Origin of the sequence: Sinomonas humi, from assembly GCF_000802235.1 — a bacterium.
GTDB lineage: Bacteria > Actinomycetota > Actinomycetes > Actinomycetales > Micrococcaceae > Sinomonas > Sinomonas humi.
Genome location: NZ_JTDL01000037.1, coordinates 1 through 17,218, shown reverse-complemented (window position 1 = coordinate 17,218; position 17,218 = coordinate 1). Strand labels below are relative to the sequence as shown.

Sequence of the window (17,218 nt, the reverse complement as noted above, 5' to 3'; positions counted from 1 at the left end):
GGATTGGCTCCTTAAGAGGGGAGTGCTTTAGAGGATTGGGAAGCCCGGGTGGGCGTCGGTGCGGTCCAGGTACGCCTCGAGGGTCGCCGAGCGGTGCCGGCGGGCGGCGAGTTCGATCTCCGCGGTCGGTGCGCCGTTCTCGATGAGCTGCAGGAGCTCCTCGTGTTCGGCGACCGACTCGCCTGCGCGTTCAGGGACGAAGCTGAACGTCGAGCCGCGGAGGGCCGTCAGCCGGTTCCATCCGCGGTGCACGAGGTCCAGGATGTGCGGGTTCGGGCAGTGTTCGAACAGCACGCTGTGGAAGTCATGGTTGAGCTGCGTGAACTTGACCGGGTCGAAGCGCTCGGGGAAGTCGACGAGCATCGCCTGCATCTGCCCGTTGACTTCGCGGGCGGCGTCGAGGTCGGAACGGCCGACGGCGGGTGCGGACAGCGCGGTTGCCGCGCCTTCCACGAGACTCAGGGTCTGCATCGTGTACAGGTACTCCACTGGGTCGATGCCGGCCACGGTCGCCCCGACGTTCTTCTCGAACGTGACGAGGCCCTCGGCCTCGAGCCGGCGAACCGCCTCGCGCACGGGCACAACCGAGATGTCGAGCTCGGTCGCGACCTGTGAGAGCACAAGGCGGGATCCGGGTCCGAGCCGCCCCGAGACGATCCTCTCGTGGAGCCACTCATAGGCGAGCTGGGACTTGCTCAGAGTTGGGGATGCAGCGGTGGTCGCTCCGGCCGGCGCACTCATGACGTGCGCCCCGCGGTGCTGGAAGCATCAGCCTCATACCGCGCCCGCCATTCGGCGTTCATCGGGAACAGCCCGTTCACGGGATTGCCCTCGGCGACCCGCTCGGCGACCCACGCCTCTTCGCGCTCCTGGGTTGCGGCGTCGTTCGCGACCTCCTCCACGAGCTGCGGAGGGATCACGACGAGGCCGTCCTCGTCGCCCACGATGACGTCGCCCGGCTGCACAGCAGCGCCGCCGCAGGCGATCGTCTCGTCGACGGCCCACGGAACGTGCTTCCGTCCGAGGACCGCGGGATGGGCGCTCGAGCCCCAGGCGGGGATGTCCATGCCGGAGACGGGGCCGAAGTCGCGAATGCCGCCGTCTGTGATGATGGCCTCGGCGCCGAGGACCTGGGCGCGGAGGGCGAGGACGTCGCCGAGCGTGCCCGAGCCCTTTTCGCCCCGGGCCTCCATGACGAGGATGTCGCCCGGGCGGAGGGAGTCCACCGCGCGCTTCTGCGCGTTGTAGCCGCCGCCGTGCGTCTTGAACAGGTCTTCCCGGGCCGGGATGTAGCGGAGCGTGCGGGCGACGCCGACGATCTTCGCGCCCGGCTTCGTGGGGATGAGGCCCTCGATGTGGCAGTTCTGCATTCCGCGCTTGCGGAGCTGGACGCTCAGCGTCGCGGTGCCGACGGACCGGAGCGTGGCTTCGAGCTCGGGCGTGAGGACGCTTGCCGGCCGGTCGTCGCTTGCCTGCCCATCGCTCGCCGCGATCCCCGCCGCTTCGGCCGAGCCCCACGCATCGATGCGTTCGGCGTCGTTCACCTTCGGCAGGGCACCGAGGGGGGAGAGGACCAAGTCCGACTGGACGACCTTGTTCGAGAGGCGCCCCGTGCTGACGGGCGTGCCATCTAGGGCCGTGCCGTCCACCTCGACCTCGAGGACGTCGCCAGGCTGAGCGACCGTTGCCCCTGCCGGCGTGCCGGTGAGGATGATGTCGCCCGGGTGGAGGGTCATGAGCCGTGAAAGGTCCGCTACGAGCTGGGCGAACGGGAAGATCAGCGTCGAAGTCGAGTCCTCTTGGATGAGCTCGCCGTTGCGCCAGGTGCGGACGCGGAGGTTCGTGGGGTCGAGTTCCTGCGCGGGGAGGAGGGTGGGGCCGATCGGGGCGATGCCGTCGGCGCCCTTCGAGCGGAGGTTGGAGCCCTTGTCCGGCCAGCGGAGGTCGGCGAGCCCGGCGTCGTTCGCGGCCGTCACCCAGCCGACGTGCTGCCACGCTTCGTCGATGCCGACGTTCCGTGCACGGCCGCCCATGATGAGTGCGACTTCGCCCTCGAAGGTGAAGAGTTCGACGTCCTGAGGGCGCTCGAGTTCGGCACCGGAGAGGGCGAGCGAGGTGGCCGGCTTGAGGAAGTAGGAGGGGACCTCAGGAGTGCGGCCGCGTTGCGCTGCTCGACTCGGGTAGTTGAGGTGTACCGCGATGACCTTGCCGGCGGCGTCGATCGTGTCCTGGCCCAAGCGGTCGCGTTGTTCCACTGTTCCCTCTCCCTCGAGTTGGCAGTCCCGGCGAAGCTCTGGCCCTTCGGCCTCTCGGCTTAACCCGAACTGGATCGTATACGATCATCGTATACGATCCAGTGTGCCTCGGAACAAGCGCCTCGTCAACCCCCAGCCCCGCCCCCGTCCGTTGGCCACCTAACGACGGTGCCCCCCCGTTCGTTGGTCACCTAGCGACGGTGCGGGCCCGTTCGTTGGTCACCTAGCGACGGTGCGGGCCCGTTTGTTGGTCACCTAACGACGGTTGGGTGACGCTTGGACGAGGTCGCACCGTCGGGAGGTGACGGTTGGAGGGGAAGGCGGGGCGCCGTCGTCGTTCATTGGTCACCTAACGACGGTGGGCACCGTCGGGAGGTGACGGTTGGAGGGGAAGGCGGGGCGCCGTCGTCGTTCATTGGTCACCTAACGACGGTGCGCCCCCGTTCGTTGGTCACCTAACGACGGTGGGCACCGTCGTTACGTGACCCCTGGACGGCGGCTTACCGTCGTTACGTGACCCTTGGATGGCCCGGCACCGTCGGGAGGTGACGGTTGGAGGGGAAGGCGGGGCGCCGTCGTCGTCCGTTGGTCACCCTTCATTCCGTTGGTCACCCTTCATTGAGAGAGGAAGTCGATCGCCGCCTGCTTGAACGCCCGTGCCGTCACCGCGTTGACGTGATTCCGGCCGGGGATCAGCACGACCTGCGCCTGAGGCACGAGGCTTTGGAGCGCCTCGATTCCGGCGGCCCGTTCGTCCTTCTCGCCAGCGGCAATGAGGATCGGCTGCCGGGGAACCGCCTCTGCGGCATCGAACGGCTCCTCCTTGATGGCTTCCACAAGTGAGAGGAGCGCGTACATGTCGGAACCGGGCGAGGCCAGGGCCATGGTCACGAGCGCAGCCGTGGATTCGTCCTCGATGGGCGTTCCGTCAGCGAGGAACCGCTGCGCCGCAGCGAGGTCGAATTCGGCGAGGGGGTCTCGGCCACTCGGGCCGCCCAGCACGAGTCGGCGCACGAGCGCCGGCTGCGTCGCTCCGAACTCCCACGCGAGCCGGGAGCCGAGCGAGTAGCCGATGAGGTCAAGCCCGCTGTCGGGATGGCCCGCGGCGAGCGGGCGCGCGCCGGCGTCGGTTGCGATCTGCAGGAGGTCGGCGCGGATCCGGCTCGGCGAGTAGGAGTCCACATCCTCGGGCGCGGCGCTCAGGCCATGGCCGGGAAGGTCGACGGCGATGACGCGACGCCCCGCCGCAAGCAGCGCGGAGATCCAGCCGCTCTGCTCCCAGTTGAGCGCGACGGAGGACGCGAAGCCGTGGATCAGCAGGACGGGCGGCAAGGCCGCCGCCGTATCGGGTTCGAACGTCTGGACGTTGAGGCCCGGGTCCGTCCCCTCGACCGTGTGCTGTGCCGAAGCCCCCGCATGCCGACCCGTCGCCATCGTCATCAGTCCTTCTTCCTCGGGTCCCAGATCCACCAGCCCCAGGTCCACCAGCCCCAGGTCCACCAATTCTGGACCGCTCAGTCTTCGTCGAGGTTCGCGTTGAGCCGGACGCGCCGCCGTTTCGGGGCCTCGTCGCTGGGCACCGTCCCGACGATCCCGGCGGTGTCATCCGGGACTTCGAAGACGATGAGGGGCTCGCCCACTTTGATCACGTCGCCCGGGGCACCGTGGACCTTGAGCACCTTGCCGGATTGCGGCGAAGGGAGTTCGAGCGCGGACTTCGTGGTCTCGACCTCGACGAGCGGCTGGTTCCGCTCGACCTGCTCGCCCTCGGCGACGAGCCATTCGAGGACGGTGGCCTCGATGAGGCCTTCTCCTAGGTCGGGGAGGGGGAAGGGGATCTCAGCCACGCTTGTACTCCAATACTCGTTGGATTCCGAACAGGATGCGGTCGATGTTCGGGATGTACTCGTCCTCCAGGTCGCCTGAGGGATACGGTACGTCGAACCCCGTGACGCGCTCAACGGGTGCCTTGAGGGTCGCGAAGCAGCGCTCGGTGATGATCTGGGCCACCTCGCCTCCGAGCCCCGAGGTTCGGGGGGCCTCATGGACGACGACGGCGCGGCGCGTCTTCCCCACGGACGTCGCGAGGGCTTCGGCGTCGATGGGCTTGAGCCAGCGCAGGTCCAGAACCTCGACGTCGATCCCGTCCTCGGCGGCGAGCTCTGCGACCTGAAGGCAGCGGGCAACCATGGCGCCCCAGGCAACAAGCGTGAGGTGCCGGCCGGCCCGGGCGATCCGTGCCCCGGTGAGATCGGACGACGACGGCGACCCTCCGCCGTCGTTCGCCGCCCCACCTCGGGCGGTGCCAGCCGCGCCCGAGCCCTCAAGCACGACCTGGCCTTTCTGCCAGTAACGGGACTTGGGCTCCATGAAGATGACCGGGTCGGGCATGCGCGTCGCGGCCTTGAGCAGCGAATAGCCCTGCTGCGGATCAGAGGGGGAGACGACCTTGAGTCCCGGAACGTGGGCGAAGAGCGCCTCAAGGCTCTCGCCGTGGTGCTCGGGGGCGCGGATGCCCCCGAAGCTCGGAACCCGGAGCGTCACGGGCATAGGCAGCGTCCCGCGGCTGCGGTAGTTCATGCGGCCGAGCTGGCACACGATCTGGTTCACGGCCGGGTAGGCGAAGCCGTCGAACTGGACCTCGGGGATGGGATGGAATCCGGCCATCGCGAGCCCGATCGACATGCCGAGGATCCCGGACTCCGCGAGTGGGGTGTCGAAGACGCGCTCGGCGCCGTGCTTCGCGGCCAGCCCCGAGGTGACTCGGAACACGCCCCCGAGCGTGCCGACGTCCTCGCCGAGCACGAGGGCCTTCGGATCCTCTGCGAGGATCTCGTCGAGGGCGAGATTCAGCGCGCCCTGAAGAGAGAGCTCGAGCTGAGCCGGGACCTGTGCCATTCTCGTCTCCGGTTCGGCTTTGGGTGCCGTCAGGGTCTCATGCATGCTCGGACTCCTCGTGCCATTCGGTCTCTGCCTGCCAGTTGGCCTTCTGCCGCAGCAGTTCGTCGGTGGGTTCTTGGAAGACCAAGTCGAACATCTCCGCCCCAGGGCGGCCGCCGAGTGCGAGGACGCCTCTTCGGACGCGCTCCGCCTCGGCCGCTGCGGCATCGTCGGCCTCGTTGAGTGCAGCCGCGTCGGCGATGCCCTCGGCCACAAACCGTTCCCGCAGCCGGGCGACCGGGTCTGCACCCGCATCCAGACGCTCGTCCTCGAGCGAACGGTAGCGGCCGGGGTCGTCGGAGGTCGCGTGCGGGCCGCGGCGGTAGGTCATGGCCTCGACGATCGCGGGGCCCTGCCCGGCTCGCGCGTGGGCGACGGCCCTGCGTGTGGCGGTCAGGACGGCGGCCGCATCGTTCCCGTCGACTTGAATGGCCGGGATCCCGTAGCCGGCCCCCCGGGCGGCCACGCTGCCGCCCGCGACCTGCCTCTCAGTGGGCACCGAGATGGCCCAGCCATTGTTCTGCACGAAGAAGACCACGGGAGCCTTGAAGATGGCGGCGAAGTTCATGGCCTCGTGCACATCGCCCTGACTCGAGGCGCCGTCCCCGAGATACGTGATCGCGACGTTGTACCCCTCGGCCGGCAATTCGCCGTGGGCTTCGAGGGTCTGCCCATGCGCCCAGCCGACGGCGTGGAGCACCGATCCTGCGACGACGGCTTGGATCGGCGCGACGTGAGTCTCCGCCGGGTTCCAGAGGCCGCCGTGCCACGTCGCCTTGTGCGTTGACATGTACTCCACCATGTCCACACCGCACGCCCGTGCGACGCCGAGTTCTCGGTACGTGGGGAACACGAAGTCCCGCTTCGGATCCACGGCGAGGGCCGAACCGACCTGTGCAGCCTCCTGCCCCAGCTCGGGGGCGTACGCCGGCACGATGCCCTGGCGCTGCCACGAGATGGCGGCGAGGTCGAGGTGGCGGACGGCGGTCATCAGCCGGTAGAGCTCCACGAGGTCGCTTCCGGTGACGGGTTCGACAGAGGGAAGGTCGGAGAGCGGTGGCCGGGGCGCGTCAGCGAGTCCTGCCCGCCCGTGCGCCGTCGTGCTTTGTCCTGAAGTCTGCATAGCAAGACCGTAGGTTTACTCAGCACACTGTGCAACAGCTGCTCTGATATCTATACAAACTGGACGATCCGGGCCCCTTGTGGCCTGCATCACGAATCAGAGTGCCTACTGACAGAAGCGCCCCGGCTTCCGGAGTTCCCCACGCGCTTTGCGCCGGGGCAATTGTCCGAAAACCGGGGCGGTTCGAGGGGGTGGCTAGGCGGCCGGCGCGGTCGCCCGCCGCCGCCGGAGGGCGCTCGCTGCGGCGAGCACGACGACGAGCGCAAACGTGCTCAGCAGCTGCGGCCGCGAGTCGTCACCGACGAGCCCGACCGCGAAGATTGCCGCGAGCAGGACGAGGCCGAGCGAGGTCAGCCACGGGAACCCGGCCATGCGCAGCGGCAGCTCGAGGCCGTCGCGGTCGGCCCGGCGCCGGAGGACGAGCTGCGAGACGAGGGCGGAGCCCCACACCATGAGGCACGTCGAACCCACGATGTTGAGCAGCACCGGAAGCACGCGGTCGGGGAAGATCAGCTCGAGCACGGTTGCGACCACGCCGAACGTGACACTCGCGAGCACCGCCACCGCGGGGACCTTCGAACTCGTGAGGGACTTGAGCGCGCGCGGTGCCTCGCCGCGCTCGGCGAGGGAGAACACCATGCGGGATGCGCCGTACAGGTTCGCGTTGAGGGCCGAAAGGAGCGCGACGACGGCGACCAGCGTGATCGCGGTCGCGGCGCCTGGCATTCCGGCCGCGTCGAGGACGCCTGCGAACGGGCTCTTGAGGGCATCCGAGCTCGCGGGGATGACAGCGGCGATGATGAAGATCGAGCCGATGTAGAACACGAGGATCCGCCATACGACCGTGCGGACTGCCTTGCCGACGCTGCGGGCCGGGTCCCGGGTCTCGGCCGCCGCGACCGAGACGATCTCAGTGCCGCCGAATGCGAAGGCGACAACGAACAGCGCCGTCGCAATCCCCTCGAAGCCGTGCGGTGCGAAGCTGCCGAAGTTGGTGAAGCCGGGGGAGTGGGCTCCCGGGATCCACCCGAAGAGGAGCGCGACGCCGATCACGAGGAAGCCGACGATTGCGGCGACCTTGAGGAGTGCGAACCAGAATTCGAACTCGCCGAAGTTGCGCACGCGGGTCAGGTTGACGGCCGTGAGAGCGGCAATGAACAGGAGGGCCATGAGCCACACGGGCAACGCGGGGAAGACACTCGCGAGCAGGCCCGCCGCGCCGAGGGCTTCCGCCGCGATGACGACGACGAGCTGCAGCCACCACAGCCAACCGACGGTGGCCCCGGACACCGGGCCGAGCGCCCGCGCGGTGTAGACGGAGAACGCGCCGCTGTTCGGGTTCGCTGCGGCCATCTCCCCGAGCGCCCACATGACGAGGATGATGAGGCCGCCGGCGACGAGGTAGGAGATCAGGACGGCCGGGCCCGCGGCCTGGATTCCGGCGCCGGAGCCGATGAAGAGCCCGGCGCCGATGGCGCTGCCGAGACCCATCATGGTGAGCTGTCTGGGCTTGAGGGCGGCCCCGAGCGTCGACGTCGTCGTCGGATTCGCCTGCCGGGTGCCCGCTGTTGATTCTTTGTTGCCAACTGTCGAATCTGCAGTCTGCATAGGTGTCATTGACCCTCTTTGGTTCTTCGATGGCTCCAGCGGGGTGTGCCGGCGCCAGGGGACGGTGACGAGAATAGCCCGATTTTTCGCGCTTGTGTGGTGCGCATCACGGGGCTGGGCAGTCTGCTGACATCAGGGTTCAGAAGAGCCCCTGCTCTGAGCAGTATGCGCAATAAAGGAAAATTGATCCATCAATCTGTACCATCGCTATAGGCCCGCGCCGCGCAGGTCTGGGAATGGGAGGTCACTGATGCGGGTCGACGAGCTTGATGCGAAGATCGTCCGGCTCTTCACCGAGGAGCAGCGCATGTCTGTCCTTGAGGCCTCGCGCATCCTCAAAGTCGCCCGGGCGACGGTGCAGGCCCGCCTCGACCGGATGATTGCCAACGGCGTCATTGCCCAGTGGGTTCCCCAGCCTGAGCCGCGCGCGTTTGGCTTCCCCGTCGTGGCCTTCTGCTTCCTGACCATCAACCAGGACCTCGGGCACGATGCTGTCTCCAAGGCACTCGCCGCGATCCCTGAGGTCATCGAAGTCCACACCGTGTCGGGGGACAGCGACCTCATGGCGCGCGTCGCGGCTCGTTCCAACTCCGACCTGCAGCGGGTCCTCGACATCATCATGGCCACGAAGGCCGTGGTCCGGTCCTCGAGCGTCATCGCGCTCAACACCCACTTCGAAGGCCGTACCCTCCCGCTGCTCGAAGCAGCGGCCCGCCCCTGACCGTTTCGGGTACGCCAACTCCCGCTCACATCCGTTTCGGGTACGCCAACTCCCGCCTCCGCCTTGCTGCAGTCCGTTTCACCAGAACTATCCGTACCCGAAACGCCTCAGGGCGGCAGTTCGCGTACCCGAAACGGACGACGGCGGTCCGTCACTTTTGCCGCAGACGGGCAAGGAGGCGTATCCTGACTTAGGGTCAGATCGACTTTAACTGAAGTTGAAGTCAGCAGCCGTCGGAGTTCAATCGCAAGTCACTACGAAGGAGGCCCGCAAGTGAGCACCCTCTTTGCCGGTCCCTTCGGCGCGAACGTCTCCGAGCGTGCCCAGCTTCCGCCGTCGTTGGCCATCTCGACCGTCATCTTCGCGCTCAAGCCGAGCCGGGACGTCGGGAAGCCGACGCTCTGGCTCCCCCTCGTCCGGCGGGTGAAGGAACCGTTCAAAGGCCAATGGGCCCTCCCTGGCGGCCCCCTCGCCGCGACGGAGTCGCTTGAGGACGCGGCCCGCCGCAACCTGCGCGAAACCACCGGACTCGCCCCCGAATACCTCGAGCAGCTGTACGCGTTCGGCGGCCTCAACCGGGCGCACCGGCCCGGCCAAGGCAGCCAACGGGTGGTCTCGATTGTGTACTGGGCACTCGTGCGGCCCACGGAGGCTGAGCTCCTCGTCGAGGGCGAGGCCGAGGCAGAGAACGTTGCGTGGCATCGCGCGGACACTGCGGGCGACGGCGAGGGCGGCCTCGCGTTCGACCACCGGGAGATCATCGACTACGCGCTGTGGCGGCTGCGCAGCAAGCTCGAGTACGCCCAGATCGCTTACCACTTCCTCGGCGAGACGTTCACCCTCGCCCAGCTCCGGGAGGTCTACGAGGCAGTCCTCGGCCGGCCCCTCGATCCGGCGAACTTCCGCCGGCAGCTCAAATCCGTCCCACAGATCGAGCCGACAGACCAGTTCCTCGAGGGTGGGAAACACCGCCCTCCCCGCCTCTACCGCTACACCGGCCCTGCCCAAAGGAGCACGACATGACGTCCGTCGCAACCGCCATCGACCTCATCACCCGCGCGGAAGCGGAGCGGCTGTCCAAGGAGGCGCCGGCGACGGGCACCTGCAGCGCCGACCTCTCCAAGGGCCCGTGGGAGTTCGACGCCGCCGAGGCCCTGCGCGGGATGCCCGCCTACGGGCCGGGAGCGTCGAGCGGGGACGTCGCTCCGGCGTCGACCCCGCGCCAGGGCCAGCTCCCGCAGGAGTACAAGGACGCGAGCAAGGACGAGCTGCACGCCCGCATTCGCGCGGCGAAGAAGACCCTCGGCGAGCGCGTCGTCGTGCTCGGCCACTTCTATCAGCGGGACGAAGTCGTGGAGCACGCGGACTTCGTGGGCGATTCCTTCCAGCTCGCAAACGCCGCCCTCACGCGCCCCGACGCCGAGGCCATCGTGTTCTGCGGCGTCCACTTCATGGCCGAGACCGCGGACATCCTCTCGCGCGATGACCAGGCCGTGATCCTGCCCAACCTCGCTGCGGGCTGCTCGATGGCGGACATGGCAGACATCGACTCGGTCCAGGAATGCTGGGACCAGCTTGAAGACCTGTTCGGCACGGAGCCCGACGCGGACGGCCGCGTGCCCGTCATTCCCGTGACCTACATGAACTCCTCCGCCGCGCTCAAGGGCTTCTGCGGCGAGCACGGTGGCATCGTTTGCACGTCCTCGAATGCTGCGACCGTTCTCGAGTGGGCATTCGAGCGTGGCCAGCGCGTCCTCTTCTTCCCGGACCAGCACCTCGGGCGCAACACGGCCAAGGCCATGGGCGTCCCGCTCGAGCAGATGCCGATGTGGAGCCCGCGCAAGCCGTGGGGCGGCACGAGCCCGGAGACGCTGCGCGACTCGCGGGTCATCCTGTGGCACGGCTTCTGCTCGGTCCACCGGCGCTTCAACGTGGCGCAGATCGAGAAGGCTCGCGCCGACTACCCGGGGGTTCGCGTCATAGTCCACCCCGAGTGCCCGATGGAGGTCGTCGATGCGGCCGACGAGTACGGTTCCACCGACTACATCCGCAAGGCGATCGCGGCCGCTACGGAGCCGACCGTCTTCGCGATCGGCACCGAGGTCAACCTCGTGAACCGACTCGCCGCCGAATATCCGCAGCACACCATCTTCTGCCTCGACCCGGTCATCTGCCCGTGCTCGACGATGTACCGCATCCACCCCGGCTATCTCGCGTGGGTCCTCGAGGGGCTCGTCGAGGGCGAGGTCCGCAACCGCATCGAGGTTTCGGAGGACGTCGCGGGGCCGGCACGGGTGGCGCTCGAGCGGATGCTGGCGGCGCGGCCGTGAGCATGCCCGCAGTGAGCCTCGGCCGGCCGAGTGGACGCCGGCTGGCAGTCGTCGGCAGCGGCGCCGCAGGGCTCTTCGCCGCGATCTCCGCGGCGGAGGCGGGGGCCGACGTCGTTCTTCTCACGAAGGCCACGCTTGCGGATAGCAACAGCATGCTCGCCCAGGGCGGCTTTTCCGCCGTCCTGCCCGGAGGCCAGCACGCGCCGGGAGACAGCATCGAACGCCATGTGGCGGACACGATGTCAGCTGGAGCCCAGCTGGGGACGCGGGCTGCCGTGGAGGTCATGTGCCGGCGCGCCGCGAGTGTGGTGGAGAGCCTTCTTGCCCACGGCGTCGCATTCGACCGCGGCCCTGACGGCCGGCTGCTCCTCGGCCTCGAGGCCGCCCACTCGTTCCCGCGCATCCTCCACGCTGGCGGGGACGCGAGCGGCGCCGGCATTACGCGCGCGCTTATCTCGCGGGTGCGTGGGCTCGAGTCCGAGGGCCGCGTCGAGATCCTCGAAGGCGCGCTGGCGACCGAGATCCTGCTCGACTCAGGGGCCGTCGCCGGCGTCGAGTACGTCTGCGGGACCGGCGCACGACGCCGGGTGGGCGCCAACGCGGTTCTGCTCGCCACGGGAGGCGCCGGGCAGCTCTTCGCCCAGACCACGAATCCCAGCGTGGCGACGGGCGACGGCGTGGCGCTCGCCTTCCGCGCGGGCGCACTGCTGCGTGACCTCGAGTTCTATCAGTTCCACCCGACGGCGCTCCAACTTCGAGCCGACGACGGGACGCTCCGATCGTCCCTCATCTCGGAAGCCGTTCGCGGCGAGGGTGCCGTGATCCGTGACGCCTCCGGAAGTCGTTTCGTCGAGGAGTACCACCCCCTCGGCGAACTCGCTCCCCGCGACGCAGTTTCCCGGGCGCTCGCCCTCCACCGCCGGGCCGGAGGTGGTCAGGCCTATCTGGATGCCACAGGCCTGGAGGCAGAACGCGGGAATGGATTCCTCTCGCGGCGCTTCCCGAGCCTTGACGCGATGACCCGTGCAGCAGGCTACGACTGGCGCCGAGATCTCCTTCCGATCGGCCCCGCAGCCCACTACTGGATGGGCGGGGTGGCCACCGACCTTGACGGTGCGACAAGCATCCCGGGCCTCTACGCAGCGGGGGAGGTCGCGTGCACCGGTGTCCACGGCGCGAATCGGCTCGCCTCGAACTCCCTTCTCGAAGGCGTCGTGTTCGCGGCCCGCGCCGTGGAGCACTTCCGCGCCGAGCCAAGTCACTGGGCGGGTCCCGCCCAGAATGCCGGCGCTGCACTCACCATCGAGGTCGGGGCCGAGGCTGCGCCGCGCTCACACGCGACCAGCCGCCCTGAACTCGCGGCGCTCATGGAGCGGGATGCGGGGGTCCTCCGGGACGCCGAAGGCCTTGGCCGGGCGAGAGCCGCGCTCGCGAACCTCTCCTCCGAAGACCCCGAGACCGAGAACCTCATCCTTGCCGGCAAGCTCCTCGTTGCGGCGGCAGCTGCACGCGAGGAGTCTGTCGGAGCTCATTTCCGGCTCGACTTCCCCGTCCGCCGCTCTCGCGACGGGGCCGTGGAAGTCTCGATCGACGTCGTACGCCAGCCTGTCCTGGCAGGAAGGAACGCCTCATGACAGCGCACGCCGTACAAGCCGCTCGGCCGTTCGTCTCGACACTGCCGATGCCCCTTTCGCCTACGGCGCTCCGGCGTGTCCTCGACTCCGCCTATGCCGAGGATGCGCCACATGGCGACATCACCTCGCTCGTCCTCATCCCGGAAGGGCTGGCCGCCAGCGCCGAACTCCGAGCCAGAGTGCCGGGGGTCTTTTCGGGCGGCCCAGTCATCGAAGCGGGCTTCCGGCTCCACGACTCGCAGGTGCGGGTCGAGCTGCCCGTCGCCGAAGGCGAGGCGTTCGAGGCGGGCGCGGTCCTCGCCCGCGTTTCGGGGCGGGCGCGCGAGCTTCTCACCGCGGAACGGGTCGTGCTGAACCTCGTCCAGCGGATGAGCGCTATCGCTACCCTCACCGCCCGTTATGTGGCGCTGACGGCGGGGACGAAGGCTCGGATTGTGGATACGCGCAAGACGACCCCCGGCCTCCGTGAGCTCGAACGCTATGCGGTGCGCTGCGGCGGCGGCCGGAATCACCGCTTCAGCCTCTCGGACGCGGTCATGGCCAAGGACAACCACCTGGCTGTTCTGACCGGGGGAGACCCTGCGAAGCTGACTGAGGTGCTGAGCGCCGCCCGGGACCGGCTGGGGCACACAACGCACTTCGAGGTTGAGGTGGACGCGATCGAACAGATCGAGTCCGTGCTCGCAGCGGGCGTGGACACCATCATGCTCGACAACTTCACTCCCGAGCAGCTTCGCGAGGGCGTCGCGCTCGTGGCAGGCCGGGCGATCGTGGAGGCGAGTGGTGGCGTGAACCTCGAGACGGTCGAAGCGATCGCGGCGTCAGGAGTGGACGTGATCTCGGTCGGTGCGCTCACGCATTCGGTGGTCAACCTCGACTTGGGTCTTGACGTGGTGCTTGACGCGGCCCCGCCCATGGAGGGAGACCCTTCGTGATCTACCTCGACGCCGCTGGCACGACTCCCGTGCGCCGCGAGGTCCTCGAGGCCATGTGGCCCTATCTCACCGGCGACTTCGGGAACGCTTCGAGCCACCACGAACTCGGGGAGCGGGCACGGGCCGCGGTCGAGGCGGCGCGCGCCGACGTCGCCCGCGTGCTCGGGTGCCGCCCGGGCGAGGTGACTTTCACCTCTGGGGGCACGGAGGCGGACAACCTTGCCGTGAAGGGGATCGCCCTCGCACGACGCGCGGCTGATCCGAACCGCACTCGGATCGTCGTGAGCGCAATCGAGCACCCCGCCGTTCTTGAGTCCGCGCGGAGTCTCGCCCGCTTGCATGGCTTCACGGTTGACGTCGTGCCTGTCGACGAGGTGGGACGCGTCTCGCCGGATGCGCTGGCTGGCGTCGTAGGCCCGGAGACTGCCGTGGTTTCGGTCATGTATGCGAACAACGAGGTGGGCACAGTCCAGCCGATCGCCGAGCTGGCCGCCGTGGCGCGCGCGGCGCGCGTCCCGTTCCATACCGACGCGGTCCAGGCAGCGGGCATGCTCCCGCTCGACGTGCGCGAGCTCGGCGTGGACTCCCTCAGCATCTCCGGCCACAAACTCGGCGCGCCCAAGGGCGTCGGGGTGCTGTACGCCGCAGGCCGGCTGACTGTCGAGCCGCTCGTCCACGGCGGTGGGCAGGAACGCGGGCTGCGCTCGGGCACGGAGAACGTCGCGGGCGCCGTCGCGCTCGCCACGGCCCTCCGGCTCGCCGAGGCTGAGCGGCCGACGGCGGCGCCTCGCCTTGCAGGGCTCCGGCGATCGTTCGTCGAGCGCGTCACCGAGCTCGTACCCGACGCCCTCGTCACGGGCGACACCGAACGGCGCCTCCCCGGAAGCGCCTCCTTCTGCTTCCCTCGGGTCAGCGGCGAGTCGGTCCTGCTCGAGCTCGAGCGTCGAGGAGTGCTCTGCTCGTCGGGCTCGGCGTGCGCAGCCGGTTCGAGCGAGCCCTCCCAGGTGCTTCTCGCGCTAGGTATCGATGCCGAGACCGCCCAGACCGCGGTCCGCTTCACGCTCCCAGTCACGATCACCGCGGAAGAGCTCGAGACGGCGGCCCTTGCTCTCAGCGACTCGTACGCTGCGGTGACTGGGATCGCACACCGGTAAGGGAAAACCCAGATCAGAACGGAGGCGGTGCGTCTCCTTCCGGGTACGTGATGTACCGGTGACCGGATGGCGCGGTCCATTCCAGTGTTCCGGGTGGAGGCGACGCTGCTCGGGAAGACCTAGGAGACCGCCCGTCGTCGCGCCCGTGGTCGCGCCGGCCGTCGTCTCGGCGCACGTCGCCACCCAGCTGAGCGACTTTCCAATGCCCCAAGGTCTTGAGCCGGTGATGCTCGGGGCAGAGCAGTGCGAGGTTGTGTATGTCCGTGGCTCCGCCCTCGGACCATTCTTGAGTGTGGTCGGCCTCGGTGGCGGCGGCTGGCTTGTCGCACCCCGGGAATCGGCACGTCCGGTCACGCGCGCCAAGGAAGCGCCGCATCGCGAGCGAGGGGGTGTAGCGCCGTCGTCCGATCGCTAGTGGGGCGCCGGTGTCTTGGTCGACGTAAAGTCGCGTCCAGGTTGCGGCCTCGGAAGCCAGAAGCCGCGCGGCCTCGCGATCGACCGCCCCGTAGCCGACGATCTCGCCCGGCGTATCGGAGTTTCCGCACAGCGTACCTACCGGAATGGTGACGATGAGTTCAGTACGCACGCCACCCGCTGGTCCATGCGGTCGCGGGCTCTCCCTCCTCCGGTCCGAATCGGAGGCGCGACCGACGGTACGGTCACAGGCGGGATCGTTGAGGAGATCCGCGAACGCATCGGCCCGGAGCTGGTTGATCGTTCGCCCCTCCCCAGGATTCTGCAGCGATCGGGCAATGGCCTCCAGTCGAGTATCGATTGCCGCACCCGTTTCAAGAGGGAGGTAGGCCGAGAGCCAGCACATCCCATCCTGGGCTGGTTCGAGGTCAACTCGACGATGAGCCCTCACTCTTTCCTTTCTGGCCGGCAAAGGTTCGCCCGCATAGTCTTCAGCCAATCGGCGAAGTCGGCGCCGCATAGTGCCTTGGCTGGGGAGTTCATCCGGCACCGTCGGACACGCGATCGCGACAGCCTGAGCGGCGAAGGCCGCGAGGGCCTCTGGCGGGACGGGCGCCGCTGCCTCAAGGATGGCGTTTGCGCGACGGCGCGGCAGATCCCCAGCGGCCATGCGGTCGAGGAGGGGTGCCCAAGAGGGGGTTGTGATGGTTTGGGCTTCGAGCACAGCGGCTTTCGCCGTGCGTTGGGAGATCCGCAGCGCAGCTGCCATCTCGGACGCTGCCACGCTCGGTGCCTCGAGTCTCTGGACCGGGTCCTCCGAGGAACCCCCGAGGGCAGCGGTCAGCGCCGCGAGGACAATGGCTTTGCGGGCCTCAAGTCGTGCCTCCTCCGCATCGATCTCCTGCAGTTCCGCGACAAGGACGTCAGCACGTTCCGCTCGGGCGCGGGCCATGATGGCGGTGGGAGAAAGGGACGCCTCCCACAGCGCATCGAACTCGGCATTGTCCTCGGGCCCGCGGAAGAGGTCTGGATCGAGGCGGGGCGGCTCTAGAAGGCGGGCGAGCGGGTCCGCGCTGAAGTCCCAGACGTCTTCCCCCAGGGGATCGGCCACCGGATCGGCGGCCGGGCCGGCCGCCGCATCGCCCAACGGACCCGGCGGCCCCACCGGATTGCCCGGCCCCCGCGGCCCCACCGGATCGCCCGGCCCCACCGGATCGCCCGGCCACGCCGTCCGCTGGCTCCGCCTCCCGATCTCCATGTCCCAAGTCTCTGGGATGGGTCCGACATTCTTGGCTCAGGCATTCCTCGCGCGGCGGAAGACCCAGTAACGCAAAAGGACGAAGCGGGCTGCGGTCGCGACCCAGCCCGCAAGGGTGGTGGTCCATAGTTCCTCGACGACGCCTGCGTTCGGCTCTGCCCAGAGAAGGGCCCAGAGGCTCCCGCTCGTGAGGACGAGGGCGATTACGAGTGCTACGAGACCATGGAGGTGATCGTGGAGGCGACGCCGGCGCTCATGGATGCGGAACGTGAACCGGCGATTCAGTTCAGTATTCAGCAGCGACGTCACGATGAGTGCCGTGGCGTTCGCAGCCGTCGGCCCGATCGGGAACCGAAGGCCCGCATAGAGGCCCATGGACGCCGCCGTGCAGATGATGCCAACGCCCGTGAACCGGACGAGCTGCCGAACGACAGGACGACGGACGGCACCCCGGACACGCCCCCACCGCGGCGAAGCGGTGAGGGCGTTCGGCCGGGGGCCGTCCGTCATCGTGGGCGGTGTCGACGTCATTGCTTCAGCTTGCCATCAACTTCTGTGCCCATGCTGTGTCGCGGCGATGCGTGGCCAAGACAAGGCGATGTCCGCTCAGGTTTCCCGTCTGGCTACTTCCTGCCAGGCAGGGGTCGGTTGGCGATGACGGGTGCTGTTCCGGTGTGGCCGTTGCGGGTGGCGGCGATTTGGTGGATGCGGTCGCGGCAGGCGTACCAGCCGGCGACCATGAGGATGATGGCGATGGCGGTGGCCAGGAGGGTCCAGGGGGAGTCGGCGAGGATCATGATGAGGACGGCGGCGAGGAAGGCCAGGGTGAGGTAGCCGGTGTAGGGG

At 68.7% G+C, this 17,218-nt stretch carries 15 protein-coding genes and 1 pseudogene; 6 read left to right on the top strand and 10 right to left on the bottom strand.

The features are described 5' to 3' along the window. Positions 1-27: 27 nt before the first annotated feature. From LK10_RS02460 to LK10_RS02430, 7 genes are all read right to left on the bottom strand, one after another. Positions 28-741 carry a GntR family transcriptional regulator gene (locus LK10_RS02460; RefSeq protein WP_043119860.1) on the bottom strand — a complete coding sequence of 238 codons (714 nt, stop codon included), beginning with the start codon at positions 739-741 and terminating at the stop codon, positions 28-30. Next, on the bottom strand, positions 738-2,255 hold the full coding sequence (locus LK10_RS02455; protein ID WP_043119859.1) for a fumarylacetoacetate hydrolase family protein: 1,518 nt from the start codon (positions 2,253-2,255) through the stop codon (positions 738-740). Before LK10_RS02455 ends, LK10_RS02460 begins: the two co-directional genes overlap by 4 nt. A gap of 615 nt (positions 2,256-2,870) precedes the next feature. Next, positions 2,871-3,689, bottom strand: a complete 819-nt coding sequence (locus LK10_RS02450) for an alpha/beta fold hydrolase (RefSeq protein WP_043120131.1) — start codon at positions 3,687-3,689, stop codon at positions 2,871-2,873. An 80-nt stretch (positions 3,690-3,769) separates the two neighbouring features. Next, positions 3,770-4,102, bottom strand: a complete 333-nt coding sequence (locus LK10_RS02445) for a biotin/lipoyl-containing protein (protein WP_043119858.1) — start codon at positions 4,100-4,102, stop codon at positions 3,770-3,772. Beyond that, positions 4,095-5,198: an alpha-ketoacid dehydrogenase subunit beta gene (locus LK10_RS02440; protein ID WP_043119856.1), complete on the bottom strand. Its 1,104-nt coding sequence runs from the start codon at positions 5,196-5,198 to the stop codon at positions 4,095-4,097. The genes LK10_RS02445 and LK10_RS02440 overlap by 8 nt, the downstream gene beginning before the upstream one ends. Further along, positions 5,191-6,186 (bottom strand): thiamine pyrophosphate-dependent enzyme, encoded by a 996-nt coding sequence (locus tag LK10_RS02435; protein WP_231567583.1) that lies wholly within the window; start codon positions 6,184-6,186, stop codon positions 5,191-5,193. The genes LK10_RS02440 and LK10_RS02435 overlap by 8 nt, the downstream gene beginning before the upstream one ends. 327 nt (positions 6,187-6,513) lie before the next feature. Continuing rightward, entirely contained in the window at positions 6,514-7,812 is a 1,299-nt protein-coding gene (locus tag LK10_RS02430; protein ID WP_231567582.1) for an amino acid permease, read from the bottom strand. A 364-nt stretch (positions 7,813-8,176) separates the two neighbouring features. Here LK10_RS02430 and LK10_RS02425 point away from each other — a divergent pair, with 364 nt between their 5' ends. The 6 genes from LK10_RS02425 (at position 8,177) to LK10_RS02400 (ending at position 14,700) form a co-directional block, all read left to right on the top strand. Then, entirely contained in the window at positions 8,177-8,647 is a 471-nt protein-coding gene (locus tag LK10_RS02425; RefSeq protein ID WP_043119854.1) for an Lrp/AsnC family transcriptional regulator, read from the top strand. 273 nt (positions 8,648-8,920) lie between these two features. Next, the gene (locus LK10_RS02420) at positions 8,921-9,670 is read left to right on the top strand and encodes an NUDIX hydrolase (RefSeq protein WP_043119853.1); all 750 of its coding nucleotides are present in this window, start codon (positions 8,921-8,923) and stop codon (positions 9,668-9,670) included. Then, a complete protein-coding gene (gene nadA, locus LK10_RS02415; RefSeq protein ID WP_043119852.1) occupies positions 9,667-10,977 on the top strand; it encodes a quinolinate synthase NadA in 1,311 nt (436 codons plus the stop codon). The genes LK10_RS02420 and nadA overlap by 4 nt, the downstream gene beginning before the upstream one ends. 2 nt (positions 10,978-10,979) lie before the next feature. Next, positions 10,980-12,611 carry an L-aspartate oxidase gene (nadB, locus tag LK10_RS02410; protein ID WP_052206854.1) on the top strand — a complete coding sequence of 544 codons (1,632 nt, stop codon included), beginning with the start codon at positions 10,980-10,982 and terminating at the stop codon, positions 12,609-12,611. After that, complete coding sequence (gene nadC, locus LK10_RS02405) at positions 12,608-13,546, top strand: carboxylating nicotinate-nucleotide diphosphorylase (protein ID WP_052206853.1); 939 nt, start codon at positions 12,608-12,610, stop codon at positions 13,544-13,546. Before nadB ends, nadC begins: the two co-directional genes overlap by 4 nt. Continuing rightward, a complete protein-coding gene (locus tag LK10_RS02400; RefSeq protein ID WP_043119849.1) occupies positions 13,543-14,700 on the top strand; it encodes a cysteine desulfurase family protein in 1,158 nt (385 codons plus the stop codon). Before nadC ends, LK10_RS02400 begins: the two co-directional genes overlap by 4 nt. A 13-nt stretch (positions 14,701-14,713) precedes the next feature. Here LK10_RS02400 and LK10_RS20695 read toward each other — a convergent pair whose 3' ends face one another. The 3 genes and pseudogenes from LK10_RS20695 to LK10_RS22170 form a co-directional block, all read right to left on the bottom strand. Next, a complete protein-coding gene (locus LK10_RS20695; protein WP_052206852.1) occupies positions 14,714-16,372 on the bottom strand; it encodes an HNH endonuclease signature motif containing protein in 1,659 nt (552 codons plus the stop codon). Between the two features lie 36 nt (positions 16,373-16,408). Beyond that, positions 16,409-16,903 carry a GtrA family protein gene (locus LK10_RS02385; protein WP_231567558.1) on the bottom strand — a complete coding sequence of 165 codons (495 nt, stop codon included), beginning with the start codon at positions 16,901-16,903 and terminating at the stop codon, positions 16,409-16,411. A 92-nt stretch (positions 16,904-16,995) separates the two neighbouring features. After that, a pseudogene (locus LK10_RS22170) lies at positions 16,996-17,218 on the bottom strand (amino acid permease); the annotation flags it as partial.

Coding starts and splice junctions, on each gene's coding strand:
- LK10_RS02460 (WP_043119860.1), bottom strand. CDS start 741: ATGAGTGCGCCGGCCGGAGCGACCACCGCTGCATCCCCAACTCTGAGC.
- LK10_RS02450 (WP_043120131.1), bottom strand. CDS start 3,689: ATGGCGACGGGTCGGCATGCGGGGGCTTCGGCACAGCACACGGTCGAG.
- LK10_RS02440 (WP_043119856.1), bottom strand. CDS start 5,198: ATGCATGAGACCCTGACGGCACCCAAAGCCGAACCGGAGACGAGAATG.
- LK10_RS02435 (WP_231567583.1), bottom strand. CDS start 6,186: ATGACCGCCGTCCGCCACCTCGACCTCGCCGCCATCTCGTGGCAGCGC.
- LK10_RS02430 (WP_231567582.1), bottom strand. CDS start 7,812: ATGATGGGTCTCGGCAGCGCCATCGGCGCCGGGCTCTTCATCGGCTCC.
- LK10_RS02425 (WP_043119854.1), top strand. CDS start 8,177: ATGCGGGTCGACGAGCTTGATGCGAAGATCGTCCGGCTCTTCACCGAG.
- nadA (WP_043119852.1), top strand. CDS start 9,667: ATGACGTCCGTCGCAACCGCCATCGACCTCATCACCCGCGCGGAAGCG.
- nadB (WP_052206854.1), top strand. CDS start 10,980: ATGCCCGCAGTGAGCCTCGGCCGGCCGAGTGGACGCCGGCTGGCAGTC.
- nadC (WP_052206853.1), top strand. CDS start 12,608: ATGACAGCGCACGCCGTACAAGCCGCTCGGCCGTTCGTCTCGACACTG.
- LK10_RS20695 (WP_052206852.1), bottom strand. CDS start 16,372: ATGGAGATCGGGAGGCGGAGCCAGCGGACGGCGTGGCCGGGCGATCCG.
- LK10_RS02385 (WP_231567558.1), bottom strand. CDS start 16,903: ATGACGTCGACACCGCCCACGATGACGGACGGCCCCCGGCCGAACGCC.